Source organism: Chromobacterium sp. CCUG 30098 (assembly GCF_059916605.1).
Genome location: NZ_JAUCGS010000001.1, coordinates 706795 through 721427, shown reverse-complemented (window position 1 = coordinate 721427; position 14633 = coordinate 706795). Strand labels below are relative to the sequence as shown.

Annotated in this window: 17 protein-coding genes; 4 read left to right on the top strand and 13 right to left on the bottom strand. The window is 68.3% G+C overall.

Annotated features, from left to right (window positions below):
* Positions 1-162: 162 nt before the first annotated feature.
* The 13 genes from ahbB (QUG03_RS03435) to QUG03_RS03375 form a co-directional block, all read right to left on the bottom strand.
* On the bottom strand, positions 163-1155 hold the full coding sequence (gene ahbB, locus QUG03_RS03435) for a siroheme decarboxylase subunit beta (RefSeq protein ID WP_500819358.1): 993 nt from the start codon (positions 1153-1155) through the stop codon (positions 163-165).
* Positions 1142-2140 (bottom strand): siroheme decarboxylase subunit beta, encoded by a 999-nt coding sequence (gene ahbB, locus QUG03_RS03430; protein WP_500819357.1) that lies wholly within the window; start codon positions 2138-2140, stop codon positions 1142-1144. The genes ahbB (QUG03_RS03435) and ahbB (QUG03_RS03430) overlap by 14 nt, the downstream gene beginning before the upstream one ends.
* A gap of 2 nt (positions 2141-2142) precedes the next feature.
* Complete coding sequence (locus QUG03_RS03425) at positions 2143-3330, bottom strand: cytochrome D1 domain-containing protein (RefSeq protein WP_500819356.1); 1188 nt, start codon at positions 3328-3330, stop codon at positions 2143-2145.
* On the bottom strand, positions 3291-3626 hold the full coding sequence (locus QUG03_RS03420) for a c-type cytochrome (RefSeq protein WP_227105248.1): 336 nt from the start codon (positions 3624-3626) through the stop codon (positions 3291-3293). Before QUG03_RS03420 ends, QUG03_RS03425 begins: the two co-directional genes overlap by 40 nt.
* Positions 3608-3916, bottom strand: a complete 309-nt coding sequence (locus QUG03_RS03415) for a c-type cytochrome (RefSeq protein ID WP_107800710.1) — start codon at positions 3914-3916, stop codon at positions 3608-3610. Before QUG03_RS03415 ends, QUG03_RS03420 begins: the two co-directional genes overlap by 19 nt.
* 50 nt (positions 3917-3966) lie before the next feature.
* Entirely contained in the window at positions 3967-5649 is a 1683-nt protein-coding gene (locus QUG03_RS03410) for a cytochrome D1 domain-containing protein (protein ID WP_500819354.1), read from the bottom strand.
* 77 nt (positions 5650-5726) lie between these two features.
* On the bottom strand, positions 5727-5939 hold the full coding sequence (locus tag QUG03_RS03405) for a DUF3079 domain-containing protein (RefSeq protein WP_048410854.1): 213 nt from the start codon (positions 5937-5939) through the stop codon (positions 5727-5729).
* A gap of 192 nt (positions 5940-6131) precedes the next feature.
* Positions 6132-7961, bottom strand: coding sequence for a nitric oxide reductase activation protein NorD (locus QUG03_RS03400; RefSeq protein WP_500819353.1), 1830 nt, complete (start codon positions 7959-7961; stop codon positions 6132-6134).
* Positions 7962-7966: 5 nt separating this feature from the next.
* The gene (locus tag QUG03_RS03395) at positions 7967-8770 is read right to left on the bottom strand and encodes a CbbQ/NirQ/NorQ/GpvN family protein (RefSeq protein WP_500819352.1); all 804 of its coding nucleotides are present in this window, start codon (positions 8768-8770) and stop codon (positions 7967-7969) included.
* A gap of 10 nt (positions 8771-8780) precedes the next feature.
* A complete protein-coding gene (locus QUG03_RS03390) occupies positions 8781-9035 on the bottom strand; it encodes a cytochrome C oxidase subunit IV family protein (protein WP_048414063.1) in 255 nt (84 codons plus the stop codon).
* Positions 9036-9100: 65 nt separating this feature from the next.
* Positions 9101-9676, bottom strand: coding sequence for a cytochrome c oxidase subunit 3 (locus tag QUG03_RS03385; RefSeq protein ID WP_107731495.1), 576 nt, complete (start codon positions 9674-9676; stop codon positions 9101-9103).
* 40 nt (positions 9677-9716) lie between these two features.
* A complete protein-coding gene (locus QUG03_RS03380) occupies positions 9717-11144 on the bottom strand; it encodes a cbb3-type cytochrome c oxidase subunit I (protein WP_048409438.1) in 1428 nt (475 codons plus the stop codon).
* 33 nt (positions 11145-11177) lie between these two features.
* On the bottom strand, positions 11178-11669 hold the full coding sequence (locus tag QUG03_RS03375; protein WP_269473792.1) for a c-type cytochrome: 492 nt from the start codon (positions 11667-11669) through the stop codon (positions 11178-11180).
* A 90-nt stretch (positions 11670-11759) separates the two neighbouring features.
* Here QUG03_RS03375 and cobA point away from each other — a divergent pair, with 90 nt between their 5' ends.
* Genes cobA through QUG03_RS03355 form a run of 4 tightly spaced genes read left to right on the top strand, consistent with a single transcriptional unit; the run spans position 11760 to position 14552 of the window.
* On the top strand, positions 11760-12659 hold the full coding sequence (gene cobA, locus QUG03_RS03370; RefSeq protein WP_500819349.1) for a uroporphyrinogen-III C-methyltransferase: 900 nt from the start codon (positions 11760-11762) through the stop codon (positions 12657-12659).
* The gene (locus QUG03_RS03365) at positions 12656-13084 is read left to right on the top strand and encodes a hemerythrin domain-containing protein (protein WP_500819348.1); all 429 of its coding nucleotides are present in this window, start codon (positions 12656-12658) and stop codon (positions 13082-13084) included. Before cobA ends, QUG03_RS03365 begins: the two co-directional genes overlap by 4 nt.
* Positions 13081-13293, top strand: a complete 213-nt coding sequence (locus QUG03_RS03360; protein ID WP_500819347.1) for a DUF2249 domain-containing protein — start codon at positions 13081-13083, stop codon at positions 13291-13293. Before QUG03_RS03365 ends, QUG03_RS03360 begins: the two co-directional genes overlap by 4 nt.
* Positions 13290-14552, top strand: a complete 1263-nt coding sequence (locus QUG03_RS03355; RefSeq protein WP_500819346.1) for a hypothetical protein — start codon at positions 13290-13292, stop codon at positions 14550-14552. The genes QUG03_RS03360 and QUG03_RS03355 overlap by 4 nt, the downstream gene beginning before the upstream one ends.
* Positions 14553-14633 lie beyond the last annotated feature (81 nt).

The following is a 14633-nucleotide window of genomic DNA, read 5'->3' as shown; positions in this document are numbered from 1 at the left end:
GACGGGACCCGCCGGGAAGCCGCAGGCCAGGCTTGCAGGGCGGCCTTTAGGGTAAAGGGAGATTTGGCCGCGCAAATCTTCCTTTCCGTTTGCCGGGCGGAACCGGCCCTAAATCATCATCCGCGCAGCGGATTCAAAACCACAAAGCCCAAAACTCGGCCCTCACAATCTCAATCCCGTTTTCTTCAAAATCCGACTGGAAAACAGCACTTCGTGGCCGCGGCAGGCCTCGCCCAGCAAGGCGCGCGCGTCGTCCACCGCGGCCAGCACCGCCGGCCGCTCGCTGCCGTGCAGCATGGCGAACAGATTGTACGGCCAGCCCGGCCGGCGCGGACGGCGGTAGCAGTGGCTGACCGCGTCCAGGCCGCCCAACTGCGCGCCCAGCGCGTCCACTTGCTCGTCGGCCACGTCGAACACCGCCATGCCGTTGGCGCGGTAGCCGATGGCGTAATGATTGGGCACCGCGCCGATGCGGCGTACCACGCCCTGCTCCAGCCAGCGCGTCAGCCGCGCCGTCACTTCGGCCTCCGCCCAGCCCAGTTGCCGCGCAATGTCGCGGTAAGGGTAGCGGCACAGCGGCAGGCCGGCCTGGGTGGCGCGGATCAGCCGCCGGTCGTCTTCGCTCAACGCGGCCGGTTCGCCCGTGCCCCGCGCGCCGGCGGCCGCGCCCACCGGAGCCGCGCCGCCCACCTGAAAACGCATGCCGACAAAGTATTCCCGCTCTTTGGGAAACAGGTGCACTTCCAGGCCGGTCACCAGTTCGATGCCGCGCCGGGCGGCGTCGATGGCGGCGGCGCTGTCCGCGGCCAGCACAAACCACATATTGAGCCGGTGCTCGCGGCGGTAGTTGTGCGCCACCGCCGGCAGCGCGTTGACGGCGGCGGCCACTTCGTCAAAGCGCGCTTCCGGCGCGGCCAAGGCGGCCAGCACGAAGCGGCCGCCCAGGCGTTCTATCTGGTACATCGGCCCAAAGCGGCTGAGCACACCGGCGTGCAGCAGTGCGCGCAAGCGGCGGATCAGGCCGTCTTCGCCCAGGCCCAGGCTGCGCCCGGCCGCCGCGTAGGGGCGCGAGGCCAGCGGGAAGCCGCCTTGCAGCCGGTCTATCAGCCGCGCGTCCAAGGCGTCCAGCATTGCCAGCGCTTCAGGCGTATCCATAACAGGCTCCGGTTTGTTTGTAGCGCCGGGTGGAGCGCAGCACCGCCTGCGGCAGCCGTTCCAGGCCGTGCCGGCGGCGGATGTCCGCCAGCGCGGCGTCCAGGCTCTGCGCGTCGCGGGCGTGAACCATGGTGAACAGTTGGTAAGGCCAGTCCGGCGGCCGCGGCGGCCGTTCGTAGCACAGGGTGACGGCCGGCTCCGCCGCCAGCGCCAGCGCCACGCGCTCGCGTTCGGCGTCGTCGTCTATCCGCCACACCCACATGGCGTTGGCGCGGTAGCCCAGTTCCTGGTGACGCACCACCATGCCGAAGCGGCGGATGACGCCTTGCTGCCGCCAGTGGGCGATTTGCGCCAGGGTCTGGGCTTCGCTCAGCGCGCATTGCGCGCCCAGCGCTTGATAAGGCCGTGGGATTAGCGGCAAGCCCGGCGACAGCGCCGCCAGCAGCCGCTGGCGCTGGCCGGCGGCCAGGCCGGGGTCGTCCGCCGCTGGCGGCGCGTCCGTTTCCGCCGCTGCGGCGTCCGCCAGGAAGGAGAAGCCCAGGTCGATGTGGTATTCGCGCAGCAGCGGCAGGTCCAGCGGCGGGATGCCGGTGGCCAGCCGGATGCGGCTCAGCGCCGCGGCCACGCCGGCCGAGGAGGAGGAGGCGACGACGAACCACAGGTTGTAATGATGATCGCGGCGGTAGTTGTGGTTGACCTCGCGCTGGCGGCTGACGAAAGCGGCCACTTCTTCCAGCCGCTCCGCCGGCACCGCCATCGCCGCCAGGGTGCTGTTGCCCACGGTGTTGGGCGCGAACACCGCGCCGACGCGGGCCAGCAGGCCGGCCACCTGGGCGTCTTGCAGCGCGGCCAGCAGCCGGGCTTCGCCCCAGCCCTGGCCCATGCCGGCGGCGAGCGCGGCGAAGGGACGCGGCAGCAGCGGAAAACCGCGCTGGCAGCGGTTGATCAGCCGCAGCAGGACTGGATCGGCGTCTGAAATGGCCATGGCTACATTCCGATGCGGCTGGCGCGCCAGCTGAAGAAGATGCCGGACGGGCTCCGCGCCGGCAGTTCGCGCAGCACTTTGAGGCTGGCGGTGTCCACCACCACCAGCTTGTCGTCGTCGCGGCTGGACAGCCACACCGCGTCGCCGCGCGGGGTGAACTCCATGTGCAGGATGGCCTTGCCCGGCTTCAGGGTGGCGATCACGCTGCGCGTGGGCACGTCGATGACTTGCACCTTGTCGTTGTCCGGGAAGGCGAAGTTGACCCAGACCCGCCGCCCGGACGGTTCCGCCATCACAAACACCGGCTGACCCAACACCGGGATGGCGGCCAGTTGCGCCCAGCTGCGGTTGTCCGCCAGCAGCACTTCGTGGCGGCCGATGGCGGGCAGGAAGGCGTAATCGCCGGCCAGCGCCCAGCCGCGCAGATGCGGCATCTTGTACACCGGCAGCGGCTGCTGGCCGCGGCCGTAGCCGGCCAGGATGCGGCGCACGCCTTGTTCCGGCCGCCAGGTGTCCAGCAGGGACAGGCCGTCTTCGCCGTACAACCCGGCCAGGAAGTAGCGGCCGTCCATGCTGGCCAGGCCGTCGTAGGGGCGCTTGCCGGCGTCGCGGTAGCGGGTCAGTTTCGGCTGGGCCGGGTCCGCGGCGTCCAGCACGTCGATTTCGTCGGCGTCGAACAGCGCGTAAACAAAGCGCCGGCCCGGCAGGTCCGCCAGGCCCACCACGCGCGAGGGCTTGCCGTCCGCGCCCGGCGCGGCGGGCACCGAGGCCAGCGGCGCCAGCGTGGCGGCGTCGAACAGCCGCACGCCGCCCGGCTGGTAGTTTTGCGCGGCCAGCACGCGGCCGTCCGAGGAGATGGCGCCGCCTATGCTGTTGCCGGCCTGCACCACCCGCCGTTCCAGCCGCCGGCGCAGCAGGTCCACCTTGCTGATGGCGCCGTCGCGGCCAAACACGTAGGCGTAGCGCGCGTCGCGCGAGAACACCACCGAGGCGTGGGACAGATCGCCCAGCCCTTCCACCCGGCCCAGGCTTTCGGCGCGGGTGTTGTCCACCACTTGCACGCTGCCGCTGGCGCGTTCTATCACCACGCCCAGGTCGCCGGTGCCGCGCGGCGCGGCGCAGCCGCCCAGCAGCGCGGCCAAGGCCGGGATCAGGGCGGCGCGCCCTGCTTTAACCAGTAAACCAGCCATATCGCTTCTTCTTCCGTCAGAAAAGGCCGCCAGGGCGGCATCGGGGTGCCGGGCCGGCCGGCCAGGATCACGGCGGCCAGGCCGGCGTCCGGTTTGTCCTTGAGCGCCTCCGGCGTCAGCGGGCTGCCCAGGCCGCCGCGCAGGCTCAGCCCGTGGCAAGCGCCGCAGTCCTGACGCGCCAGGTGGCGCAGCTGGGCCGCCCGCTCCGGCGCGGGGGCCGCCGGCGCGGCGACGGCGGCGCCGCAGAGCAGCAGCAAGGCCGCCGCCGCGCCGCGGATCAGCGGTTCAGGATCCATTGCACCATGGCCTTGAGTTCGGCGTCCGGCACTTGCGGGTTGGGCGACATCGGCACCGGGCCGAAGCTGCCGGAGCCGCCCTTTTTCACCTTGTCCATCAGTTTGACGGCGGCGTCCTGCCCCTTGTATTTGGCGGCCACCTGTTGGTAGGACGGCCCCACCAGCTTGGCGTCCAGCGCGTGGCAGGCCAGGCAGTTGTGCTGCTTGAGCAGCGCTTCCGGCGCGGCGGCCGCGGCCGGCAGCGCGTGCAGCGCCAGGGCGGCGCAGGCCAGGATCAGGCTTGTTTTCATTGCGTTCTCCTCCGCCCGCCGGGACTGGCCCGGCAGGCGTGCTGGCGGGGTCAGTAGATGTCGTGCTGGGTGTTGTAGACGTTGAATTTGCCGGTGGGGGTGACCAGGCGCGGGTCCTTGATCACGGCCTTGAGCTTGCGGGTTTTGTCGTCCACCACCACGATGGCGGATTGCTTGTCCTTGGCGCTCCAGACCGAGAACCAGACTTCATCGCCTGCCTTGTTGAATTCCGGCTGCAACACGCGTTTGGCACCGTCGCTCAGGCCGGACCATTCGCCTATCGGCAGCATGGAGAAGCCCTTGTCCAGGTGCTTGATGTCGAACACCGCCACGCTCTGGCTGAGCTTGGCGTCCGGGTTGAACACGGTGTCCACCCACAGATTGGCGGATTGCGGATGGGTCTTGATGAAGAGCGAGCCGCCGCCCTGCCCTTTGAGCGTGCGCACCACCTTCCAGGCCTGAGCCTTGTGTTTTTCCGGATCGGTGCCCACCAGGCTGATGCTGTCGTCGCCCAGGTGGCTGGTGGCCCAGACCGGCCCGTATTGCGGATCGGTGAAGTTGGCGCCGCGGCCGGGGTGCGGGGTTTTGCCCACGTCCACCAGCGCCGCCAGCTTGTCCAGCTTGGTGTCCACCACCGCCACTTTATTGGAGGCGTTGGCGGCCACCATGAAGTAGCGGCCGCTGGCGTCGAAGCCGCCGTCGTGCAGGAATTTGGCGGCGTCTATGGTGGTGGTCTTGAGGTTGGCCAAGTCGGAGTAGTCCACCATCATGATCTTGCCGGTTTCCTTGGCGTTGACCACGAACTCCGGTTTGTAATGGCTGGCCACGATGGAGGCCACGCGCGGTTCCGGGTGGTATTCGTTGTCCACCGTCATGCCGCGGGTGCCGACGATTTTCAGCGGCTTGAGGCTGGCGCCGTCCATGATCACGTATTGCGGCGGCCAGTAAGCACCGGCCACGGCCAGCTTGTCGTCGTAGCCGCGGTATTTGGAGGTTTCCACCGAGCGCGCTTCCAGGCCGATGCGGATTTCCGCCACGCTGTCCGGCTTGGCCATCCACAGGTCCACCAGATTGATCTTGCCGTCGCGGCCGATCACGTACAGATAGCGGCCGGATTTGGACAGCCGGGAGATGTGCACGGCGTAGCCGGTTTTGATCACGCTGACGATCTGTTTGCTGTGGCCGTCGATCAGCGCGATTTCGCCGGCGTCGCGCAGGGTGACGGAGAACAGGTTGGAGATGTCCAGCTGGTTTTCCTTGCGCCGCGGACGCTTGTCCACCGGCACTTGCACTTTCCAGGTGGCCAGCATGTCCTGCATGCCGAATTCCGGCGGGGTGGGCGGCTCTTGCTGCACGTAGCGCGCCATCAGGTCCACTTGCTGATCGTTGAATTCGCCGGAGGTGCCCCAGTTGGGCATGCCGGCCGGGGAGCCGTATTTGATGAAGGTTTTCAGGTATTCCGTGCCGCGCGCCAGGGTGATGTCCGGCGTCAGCGCCTTGCCGGTGGCGCCTTTGCGCAGCACGCCGTGACAGCCGGCGCAGCGTTCGAAGTAGATTTGCTTGCCGCGGGTGAATTCCGCCTCGGTCATCGGCGGGGCTTTGGCGTTGGCGTTCTGGTGCATCGCCTCGCCGGCGGGCGGGGCGGCGGTGTCCGCCCAGACGGGGGCCGCGGCCAACGGCAACAGGGCCAGCAATGCGCCCTTGGTGAACAGGGACTGCTTAGGAGACTTCATGGTAGCGCTCCAGCGTTAGGAATAACCCTTTTGCGAGCATGATCATCCCGGACGCATATGGACAGCCTTGATTCGAATCAACGCTTGCCGGAGCCGTCCTGTCCGGTGACCGGGGAATCTTCCAGGCCCCAGTCGCCGTATTGATACCAGTCGTCGCCCAGCACTTCCGCCGGATGTTGGGTGCGGCTGGAGCCGTTGCCGCATTGCAGGGAGTTGGCAGGGCAATAGAGGTCACAGCCCCAGCAGATGCGCTCGGGGTGGGCGGGGTGAAGCGGGAATTTTTTGGCCATGGGGGTCTTCGTTGTGGGCAGCTGGCATCTTGTCATGTGAGGCATAGGCAGGCTTGGCGCAACATCAAACAATGGCCATTCCGCCCACTAGAGCGGCTAACAAAATCCCTGAGGCAAGGCGCGCCGACGCAGACAGTACATTGAGTACGGCAAGTCGGCGCAACGCAGCATCAGGGGTTTTGTTTGCCGCGTTCATCCGGTAAGGCTGGCATACAGCCTGGTCAACGCCTGCGGCAACCTCTCCGCCTGCCGCACCAGCGCATAACCATTGCGGCCGAACAAATGCGGCAGGTAGTCGCCCGCCTCGCGGTCTATGGTCACGCAGAATGGCGTCAGGCCGGCGCGGCGGGCTTCCAGCACCGCCTGGCGCGTGTCTTCTATGCCGTAGCGGCCTTCGTAGTGGTCCAGATCGTTGGGCTTGCCGTCCGAGATCAGCAACAACAAACGGCGCTGCGCCGGCCGCTGGCTCAGGATGCGGGTGCACTGACGGATGGCCGCGCCCATGCGGGTGTAGTAGCCGGGCCGGATGGCGAGGATGCGGCCGCGGGCGGCGTCGTCGTAACGGTCGGCAAAGTCTTTGAGGATCTGCAAGCGCACTTCCTGCCGCCGCAGCGAGGAAAAGCCGTACAGGCCGAAGTCGTCGCCGCTGGCGGCCAGCGCTTCGGCGAACAGCAGCAGGCTGTCGCGAATCACGTCTATCACCCGGCCGGTTTCGCCCAGCCAGCTTTCGGTGGACAGCGACAGGTCGGCCAGGGTCAGGCAGGCCAGGCTGCGTTCGCCCGGCGGCCAGTCCTGATACAGCGCCGGCTCGCTCAGCGCCGCGCCGCCGCGCCGTTCCGCAAGGAAGCGGATCAGCCGGTCCAGGTCGATGTCCGGCCCGGCGGTTTCGCCGCTGCGCCGGCGGCGCTCCGGCGCCAGCGACTGGAATTGCCGCCGCAGCCGGCGCGCCAGCGGCTGCAAACGCTCCGGCAACGGGGCCGGCGCGGCGTCGCGCGGCAGCATCGGCCGCAGCAGGCAGTGGTCCTCCACCAGGCATTGCCGCTTCCAGTGCCATTCCGGCAGCTTGATGCCCGGCCCCAGCGGGGTGTCGTCGTAGGCGGCGGCCGGCAGGTCCAGGTCGAAACGCAGCCGGCTGCCGCGGGTATGAGCGTCCTGGCCCAGGGTCAGCCGGTTCATGTCCTCGGCGGCGATTTCGCCGTTGCCGTCATCGTCGTCGTCGTTGTGGCGGTTGACCTTGACGTATTCGTCCCAGGTGAACAGGCTTTCCGCGCGGAACACCATCAACATGCCGTTCTTGCGCTGGTCCTGCTCCATGCGCCGCGCGCGGTAGCGGCGGCGCTGGCGTTGGGCGTCCTTGCCGCCGCCGCGTTCGCCGTCGGCGTGGCGGCTGCCCTGCCCGTCCTCCTCCGTCAGCGGCGGCTCCGGATGCAGCCACAGCGGCACCGGCTGCGGCGGCCGGCTCAACGGCGGCAGCGTCACCGGCTGTTCCGGCCGGCTCAACGCCGCCTGGATCGCGCGCTCCGCCTCGGCTTCCGCCGGCGGCAGGCCGGCGGGGTCCGGCCGCTGCGCCAAGGCGGCCGCCGCCAGCCGGCGGTAAACAGCGGCCAGGCCCGGCATGTCCGCCAAGGCGCGCGCCGCGGCCAGGCGGTTGCGGCTCAGCCAGTCGCCGTCGTTGTCGGCCGCGTAGGCGGCCTGGGCCAGCAGCCAGAAATAGCAGTCGCGGTTGAGCGCGGCGCTGGGAAAGCAGTCGATACGCTCCGGCAGATAAAGCGCCTGGCTGTCGCGCCAGGCCAGTTCCACCCGCGCGCCGGTACCGGCCAGCCGTTGCAACCAGCCGCGGCGCGCGCCGTGCTCGGTGCCCACGGTGGTGCGCAGCGCCAACACCGGGTCGCCGCCCATGGCGCGGAAGAACAGCGGCGCTTGCGCCGTCACCTGCGCCAGCTCCGCCGCGCATTCCGGAAAGCCGCGCCGCGCCGCGCGCCGCGCCAGTTTGTCCCACCAGCCGCCGACAATGTCTTCCATGCCGCTCAGCCGGGGAATTGGGTCTGGATCACCGCCAGCAGCGCCGCCACGGTGTCGGCGTCGTCGCTCAGCGGTTCCGCCAGCGCGGTGCGGCAGGCTTGCCAGGGCGGCAGGCCTGCCTGGATCAGCTTGGCGGCGTACACCAGCAGCCGCGTGCTGGCGGCTTCTTCCAGGTCGTAGCCGGACAAGCGCCGCAGCTGGCCGGCCAGCGTCACCAGCTGGCGCGCCAGCGCTTCGCCTATCCCGCTTTCCAGCATCAGCACGCCGATTTCCACTTCCGGCGGCGGAAAATCGAAGCTTATGGCGACAAAACGCTGGCGGGTGCTGGGCTTCAGCGTTTTCAACACGTGTTGGTAGCCGGGGTTGTAGGACACCACCAGCATGAAGCCCGGCGGCGCTTGCAGCACTTCGCCGGTGCGTTCCACCGGCAGAATGCGGCGGTCGTCGGTCAGCGGGTGCAGCACCACGGTGGTGTCTTTGCGCGCTTCCACCACTTCGTCCAGATAGCAGATGCCGCCTATCCGCACCGCGCGGGTCAGCGGACCGTCGCACCAGACGGTGGCGCCGTCGGCGATCAGGTGGCGGCCCACCAGGTCGGCGGCGCTCAGGTCGTCGTGGCAGGAGACGGTGATCAACGGCAGGCCGAGCCGCGCCGCCATATGGGCGACGAAGCGGGTCTTGCCGCAGCCGGTGGGCCCCTTGATCAGTACCGGCAGTTGCTGACGCCAGGCGGCTTCGAACAGCTCGCACTCGGCGCCTTGCGGCTGGTAAAAGGGGATGGGGATAGTCAGGAGTTCAGGCGCGTTCATCGGCGTTCCTTCAGATAAAACTGAGCAGCAGCGCGGCCGACACCAGCGCCAGCCAGCCCTGCACCAGCGCGCGCAGCCAGCGAGGCGCGTCGCGCAAGCCCATATAGCGCTCCACCAGCAACACGCCCTTGAGCCAGGCCAGGCCCAGCGCGATCAGCGCCAGATGCGGCGGCCGGCCGCCTTCGGCCAGCCAGGCCGCCAGCAGGGTCAACCCGGACAACAGCAGCCACAGGCCGGTTTGAGCAAGAGGGGTGGGGTGAGTCATGAGGGCATGATGCCGATGCGGCGCGGCGGCCGCCTTGATGCGAAATAAGGCTTTGCGCGGCCGCTCTATCTCGCCACGTAGACCAGGGCGAACAACAGCAACCACACCAGATCCACCATATGCCAGTAGGCGGCGGCGGTTTCCAGCTCATCCATCGACCCGGGCTGGTAACGGCCGTCGCGGGCCAGCCGCCACACCGCCGCCACGATCACCATGCCCAACACCACGTGCAGGAAGTGAAACACCGTCAACGACAGGTAGAACATCCAGAAGTCGTTGCTGGACAAGGTAATCCCTTGCAAGGCCTTGCCCACCAGCTCATAGCCTTTCAAACCGAGAAAGCCGCCGCCGGCCAGCAAGGTCAAGGCCAGCCAGCGCCGTCCGGCGCGCTGCCGCCCGGCGGAAAAGGCGCTGAGCGCGGCCAGCATGGCGGCGCTGCCGGCCAGCAACAACAGGGTGTTAAGCGTGGGCAGGCCCAGCTCCAGCTCGCCCTGCCCGGCGGCGAACAGCGCCGGCTGCTGCCGGCGGGCCCAGGCGTAGGCCAGGAAGAACACGCCGAACACCGCCAGCTCGGCCAGGATGAAACACCACATCGCCAGATCGCCCGGCACGCGGCGCTCCGGCGGCGCGCTCAGCTCCATGCCAAGACCTCCCGCGTCGCCGTCCTTGCTTGCGCCGCCATCAATCCTCGCGCTTGCCGGTGACGAAGAAGCTGATCACGTACAACACCAGCCCGCAGAAGAAGCTGATGCCGAATACCCAGCGCCCCCAGTAGATGGGCATGATCCGTTCCTGCGTTTCCATGAAGGACAGCGGCGTGGCGGACATCCGCTGCAACCACACCTGCACCGCGCCGGCGGCGGTCAGGCACAGAGTGATGGCCACGATGGACAGGGTCATCACCCAGAACGCGGTTTTTTCCACCTTCTGCGCCTGCGCGCAATTGGCCTCGCGGCCGCGCAGCAGCGGCATGGTGTAGGAGATCATGGTCAGCACCACCATCACGTAAGCGCCGTAGAAGGCCATGTGGCCGTGGGAGGCGGTCACCTGGGTGCCGTGGGTGTAGTAGTTGACCACCGACAATGTGCCGATGAAGCCCCACACCCCGGCGCCCAGAAAGGACATCACCCCGGTGCCCAGCGCCCACAAGGTGGCGGCCTGGTTGGGGTGCTCGCGACGGCGGCGTTTGACCATATTGAAGGCGAACAGGGTCATCATGAAGAAGGGCACCGGCTCCAGCGCGGAGAAGATGGAGCCCCACAGCTGCCAGTAGGCCGGCACGCCTATCCAGAAATAATGGTGGCCGGTGCCGATGATGCCGGTGATCAGGGTCATGGCGATGATCAGGTACAGCCATTTTTCGATCACCTCGCGGTCCACCCCGGTCACTTTCACCAGGACGAAGGCCAGCATCGCGCCCATGATCAGTTCCCATACGCCTTCCACCCACAGGTGCACCACCCACCACCAGTAGTACTTGTCCAGCACCAGGTTGTTGGGGTTGACGAAGGAAAACAGGAAGAACACGGCCAGGCCCCACAGGCCCAGCATCATCACGATGCTGATGCTGGTCTTGCGGCCGGCCAGCAGGGTCATGGACAGGTTGTAGAGGAAGGACAGCGCCACCAGCACGATGCCCACCTTGGTGATCAGCGGCTGTTCCAGATAGCCGCGGCCCATGGTGGGCAGCAAATCATTGCCGGTGAGCCGGGCCAGCTCATGGTAGGGCAGGCCCAGGTAGCCAAGTATGGTCAGCGCGCCGGCCACCAGAAACACCCAGAAGGTGATGATGGCCAGCCGCGGGCTGTGCAGTTCGCGCTCGCTCTCCTCCGGGATCAGGTAGTAGCCGGCGCCCATGAAGCCGAACAGCAGCCAGACGATCAAGAGGTTGGTGTGCACCATGCGCGCGGTGCCGAAGGGCACGGCGGGAAACAGGAAATCGCCGATCACGTATTGCAGGCCGATGATCAGGCCAAACACGATCTGGCCGATGAACAGGCCGATGGCGGCGATGAAATAGGGTTTGGCCACGGCCTGCGAGCGGTAGCGCACCTGCGCGACGGCGGCGGTCGCGCCGCGCGGCGGCGTGGCCACGGTAGCGTTGCTCATTGTGTTCTCCAAAGATAAAGGGATGGGACGGGATCAGCCCTCGATATTGGGCGGCCAGTTATTGGTGTTGATCTGCGACGCGTACTTCAGGAAGGCCACCAGGTCGTCCAGTTCGGCCGGGTTCAGGTGGAACTGCGGCATCTGGCGGCGGCCCGGCGCGTTGGTCGGCATCGCCTGCATCCAGCCCTTGATGAATTCCGGGCCGCGGCGGACGTAGACGTTGCCCAGCTCCGGTCCGAAGTAGGCGCCTTCGCCCAGCAGGGTGTGGCAGCCGCCGCAGCTGCGCGTCTCCCAGATCTTCTTGCCGCGCACCGCTTGCTCGGTGAGTTGGGCCTTGGCGTTATGGCTGGGCAGGGCCAGGGTGGTGTCCAGGGTCAGCCCCAGAAACAACAGAAAAAAGAAAACCGAGCCGCCGTAAAAAATATTGCGGGCGGTCGATTTGGTGAAGCTCGCGCTCATCATGTCCTCCTCGAATGCTTGCACCGCCGGCGCGGTACTCGGGCCGAACTGTACGGATTCGGGCATCCCGGGAGCATTGATTCGAATCAACGATTTCCGGCCGTCCGGCTTCCTACACTGGCGCCATCCGCCATCGCCAACCGCAAGGAGGCCGCCATGATCCGCCCCGTCACCCCTCTTCCCCGCGCCGGACTGGACGCCGCCGCCGCGCCGCCCTTTCCGCCCGGCAGCGTCGCGCTGCTGGGCGCCGGCCCCGGCAGCGCCGACCTGCTCACCGTGCGCGCCGTGCAGCGCCTGGCCCAGGCCGACGCGGTGCTGTACGACCATTTGATCGCCCCCGACATTCTGCAACTGGCGCCGCCCTCGGCCCGGCGCGTCTGCGTTGGCAAGCGCGCCAGCCGCCACACCTTGCCGCAGGCGGAAATCAACCAATTGATGATCGCGCTGGCGCGCCAGGGCCTGCGCGTGGCGCGGCTGAAGGGCGGCGACCCCTTCATGTTCGGCCGCGGCGGCGAGGAGATGCGCGCGCTGCTGGCGGCCGGCATCCGCTGCGAGGCGGTGCCCGGCGTCAGCGCGGCGCTGGGCGCGGCGGCCAGCCTGGCGCTGCCGCTGACCCACCGCGACTACGCCCAGGGCTGCCGCTTCGTCACCGGCCATCGCCGCGAAGGCGCGTCGGCGCTGGCCTGGACCGCGGACAGCGGGCCGGACGAAACCGTGGTGGTTTATATGGGCTTGGGCGAGGCCGCCCATATCGCCGAGCAACTGCTGAGCCACGGCCGCGCGCCGGATACGCCGGTGGCCATCGTCGAGCAGGCCTGTATGCCGGGCGAACGCTGCGTCTGCGGCCGCTTGTCCGAACTGGGGCGGCTGGCGGAGCAATACCGGCTGCGCGCGCCGGCGCTGTTGATCATCGGCGGCGTGGTGCGTCTGCATCAGGAGCTGGCGGCGCTGCGCGCGGCGCTGGGCCATGGTTTGGGATTCCTTGATCCCGGTCATTCTGCCGTCCCCGCCGCCGCGGCCATACTGCGCGCTCCATCCCACGAGTACACGCCATGAGCGCCATCGACGCCCTTGTTGAGCAACACCGCGCCTGCGACGCGCGCTTCGCCGCCTGTGAAGCCGCGGCCCGCGCGCAGAACTGGGCCTTGGCCCTGAGCCATTTCCAGGCTTTCCGTCAAGACATGGAGGCGCATTTCGCCGTTGAAGAAGACGCGCTGTTCCCGGCTTTCGAAGCCGCCAGCGGCAGCAGCATGGGGCCGACCCGCATCATGCGCATGGAGCATCAGGACATGCGCGATTTGCTGGAGGACATGGGCGAGGCGCTGGCCGCGCAGCATCTGCAAGCTTTCCTGGGCCTGAACGACACCCTGCTGATCCTGATGCAGCAACACAATATGAAGGAAGAAAACGTGCTCTACCCCATGTGCGCGCAAGCGCTGCCGGAAATGGCGGAGTTGATTGCGGAGGGCGCGCAGCCATGACTCCGCAAGACCTGCGCCACCTGGCGCCGCCCGAACCGATGGAAATCATCCTGGACGCCGCCGAACAGATGCGGCCCGGCGACAGCCGCGCCTGGGTGCTGCCCCACCATCCCACCCCACTGCTGCCCATGCTGGAAAAGGCCGGCCTGCTGTATCGCTTGGAACTGTCGGGAGACGGCGGCGTCGTGCTAATCCTTAACCGGCCATGAGCCAGGCCTGGCTAGACTACCAACAGGCGCCGCCGCTGTGGCTGCCGCTGGCCCATATGCTGGCCGCGCCCTGCTGGCTGCTGGCACTGACGGCCTTGCTGGCGATGCTGCCGGACGGCGCGCCGTCGCGTTTTCTGCCCGAGGTGCTGGCGCTGACCCACGCGCTGGCGCTGGGCGTGCTGGGCAATGCGATGCTGGGGTCCTTGTGGCAGTTGCTGGCGGTGACGGCGGGAGTGCCGATTGCACATCCGCGCCGCTTGCTGCTGGCCTGCTTCCTGCCCTTGCAGGCCGGCTGCGCGCTATTGGTGGCTGGTTTCCAGCTGGGCCTGTCGCCGCTGTGGCTACAGGCGGGCGCCGCGCTGCTGACGCCGGCCTTGCTGACGCCGGCGCTGTTCGGCCTGCGCGGCTTGCGGCGCAGCCCGGCGCGGGACGCCGGCAGCCGGGGCCTACGGCTGGCGCTGTGCGCGCTGGCGCTCGCCGTCGGCTTTGGCGCTTCTCTGGTGTTGTTGCTGGGCGGCCGCGTCACGCTGCCCTTGGGCCCCTTGCTGGACAACCATGTGCTGTGGGCGACGCTGGGCTGGCTCTTATTACTAGTGCTGTCGGTGGCGCGCACGGTGATCCCGATGTTTCTGGTCACGCCGCCGCCGGCAACAGGGCGGCTGCCGCGGGAGACGTTGTTGTTCGGCCTGCTGTGCCTGAGCGGCGTCGCGCTGATCTGGGACGCGCCCGCCGTCGTCTCCAGCCTGCTGGCCGCCTTGGCGCTGTTCGTGCTGTGGCAGGGCCTGTGGCAATTGGACGCGCTGCGGCGCAGCCAGCGCCGCGCCGACCCCCTGCGCCACGGCTGGCGAGCCAGCCTGATCTGGATGACGGCGGCCGCGCCCTGCGCGCTCGCCGCGCGCCTGCTGCCGCTGTCGGAAACGCCGCCCATGCTGGCCGGCTGGCTCTGGCTGGGCGGCTTCGGCCTGGGGTCCGTATTGAGCATGCAGGGCAAGATCCTGCCCTTCCTCGCCTGGCTGGACCTGAAACAGCGCGGCCTGCCCAGGCGGCAATTGCCGGCCACCCATGAATTGCTGGGCGAGGCCGCGCACCGCCGGCTGCTGGGCCTGCACGGCGTCTGGGTCGGCTGCGGCCTGGCCTGGATCGTCGGCGGCTATCGCCTGCCGCTGTTCGCCGCCGCGCTGGGACTGGGACTTTACTGGGTCTGGCTGGCGGCGGCCTTGTTGCGTCGCTATCTCGCCGGCCGGCGCGCCTTGGCCTGAGAACCTGTTTACGATCTGCTGCGCGTCGGCGATACGGCGTTGAAAACCGCTTCGAAATGCTCATGTACCACGCGTACATTC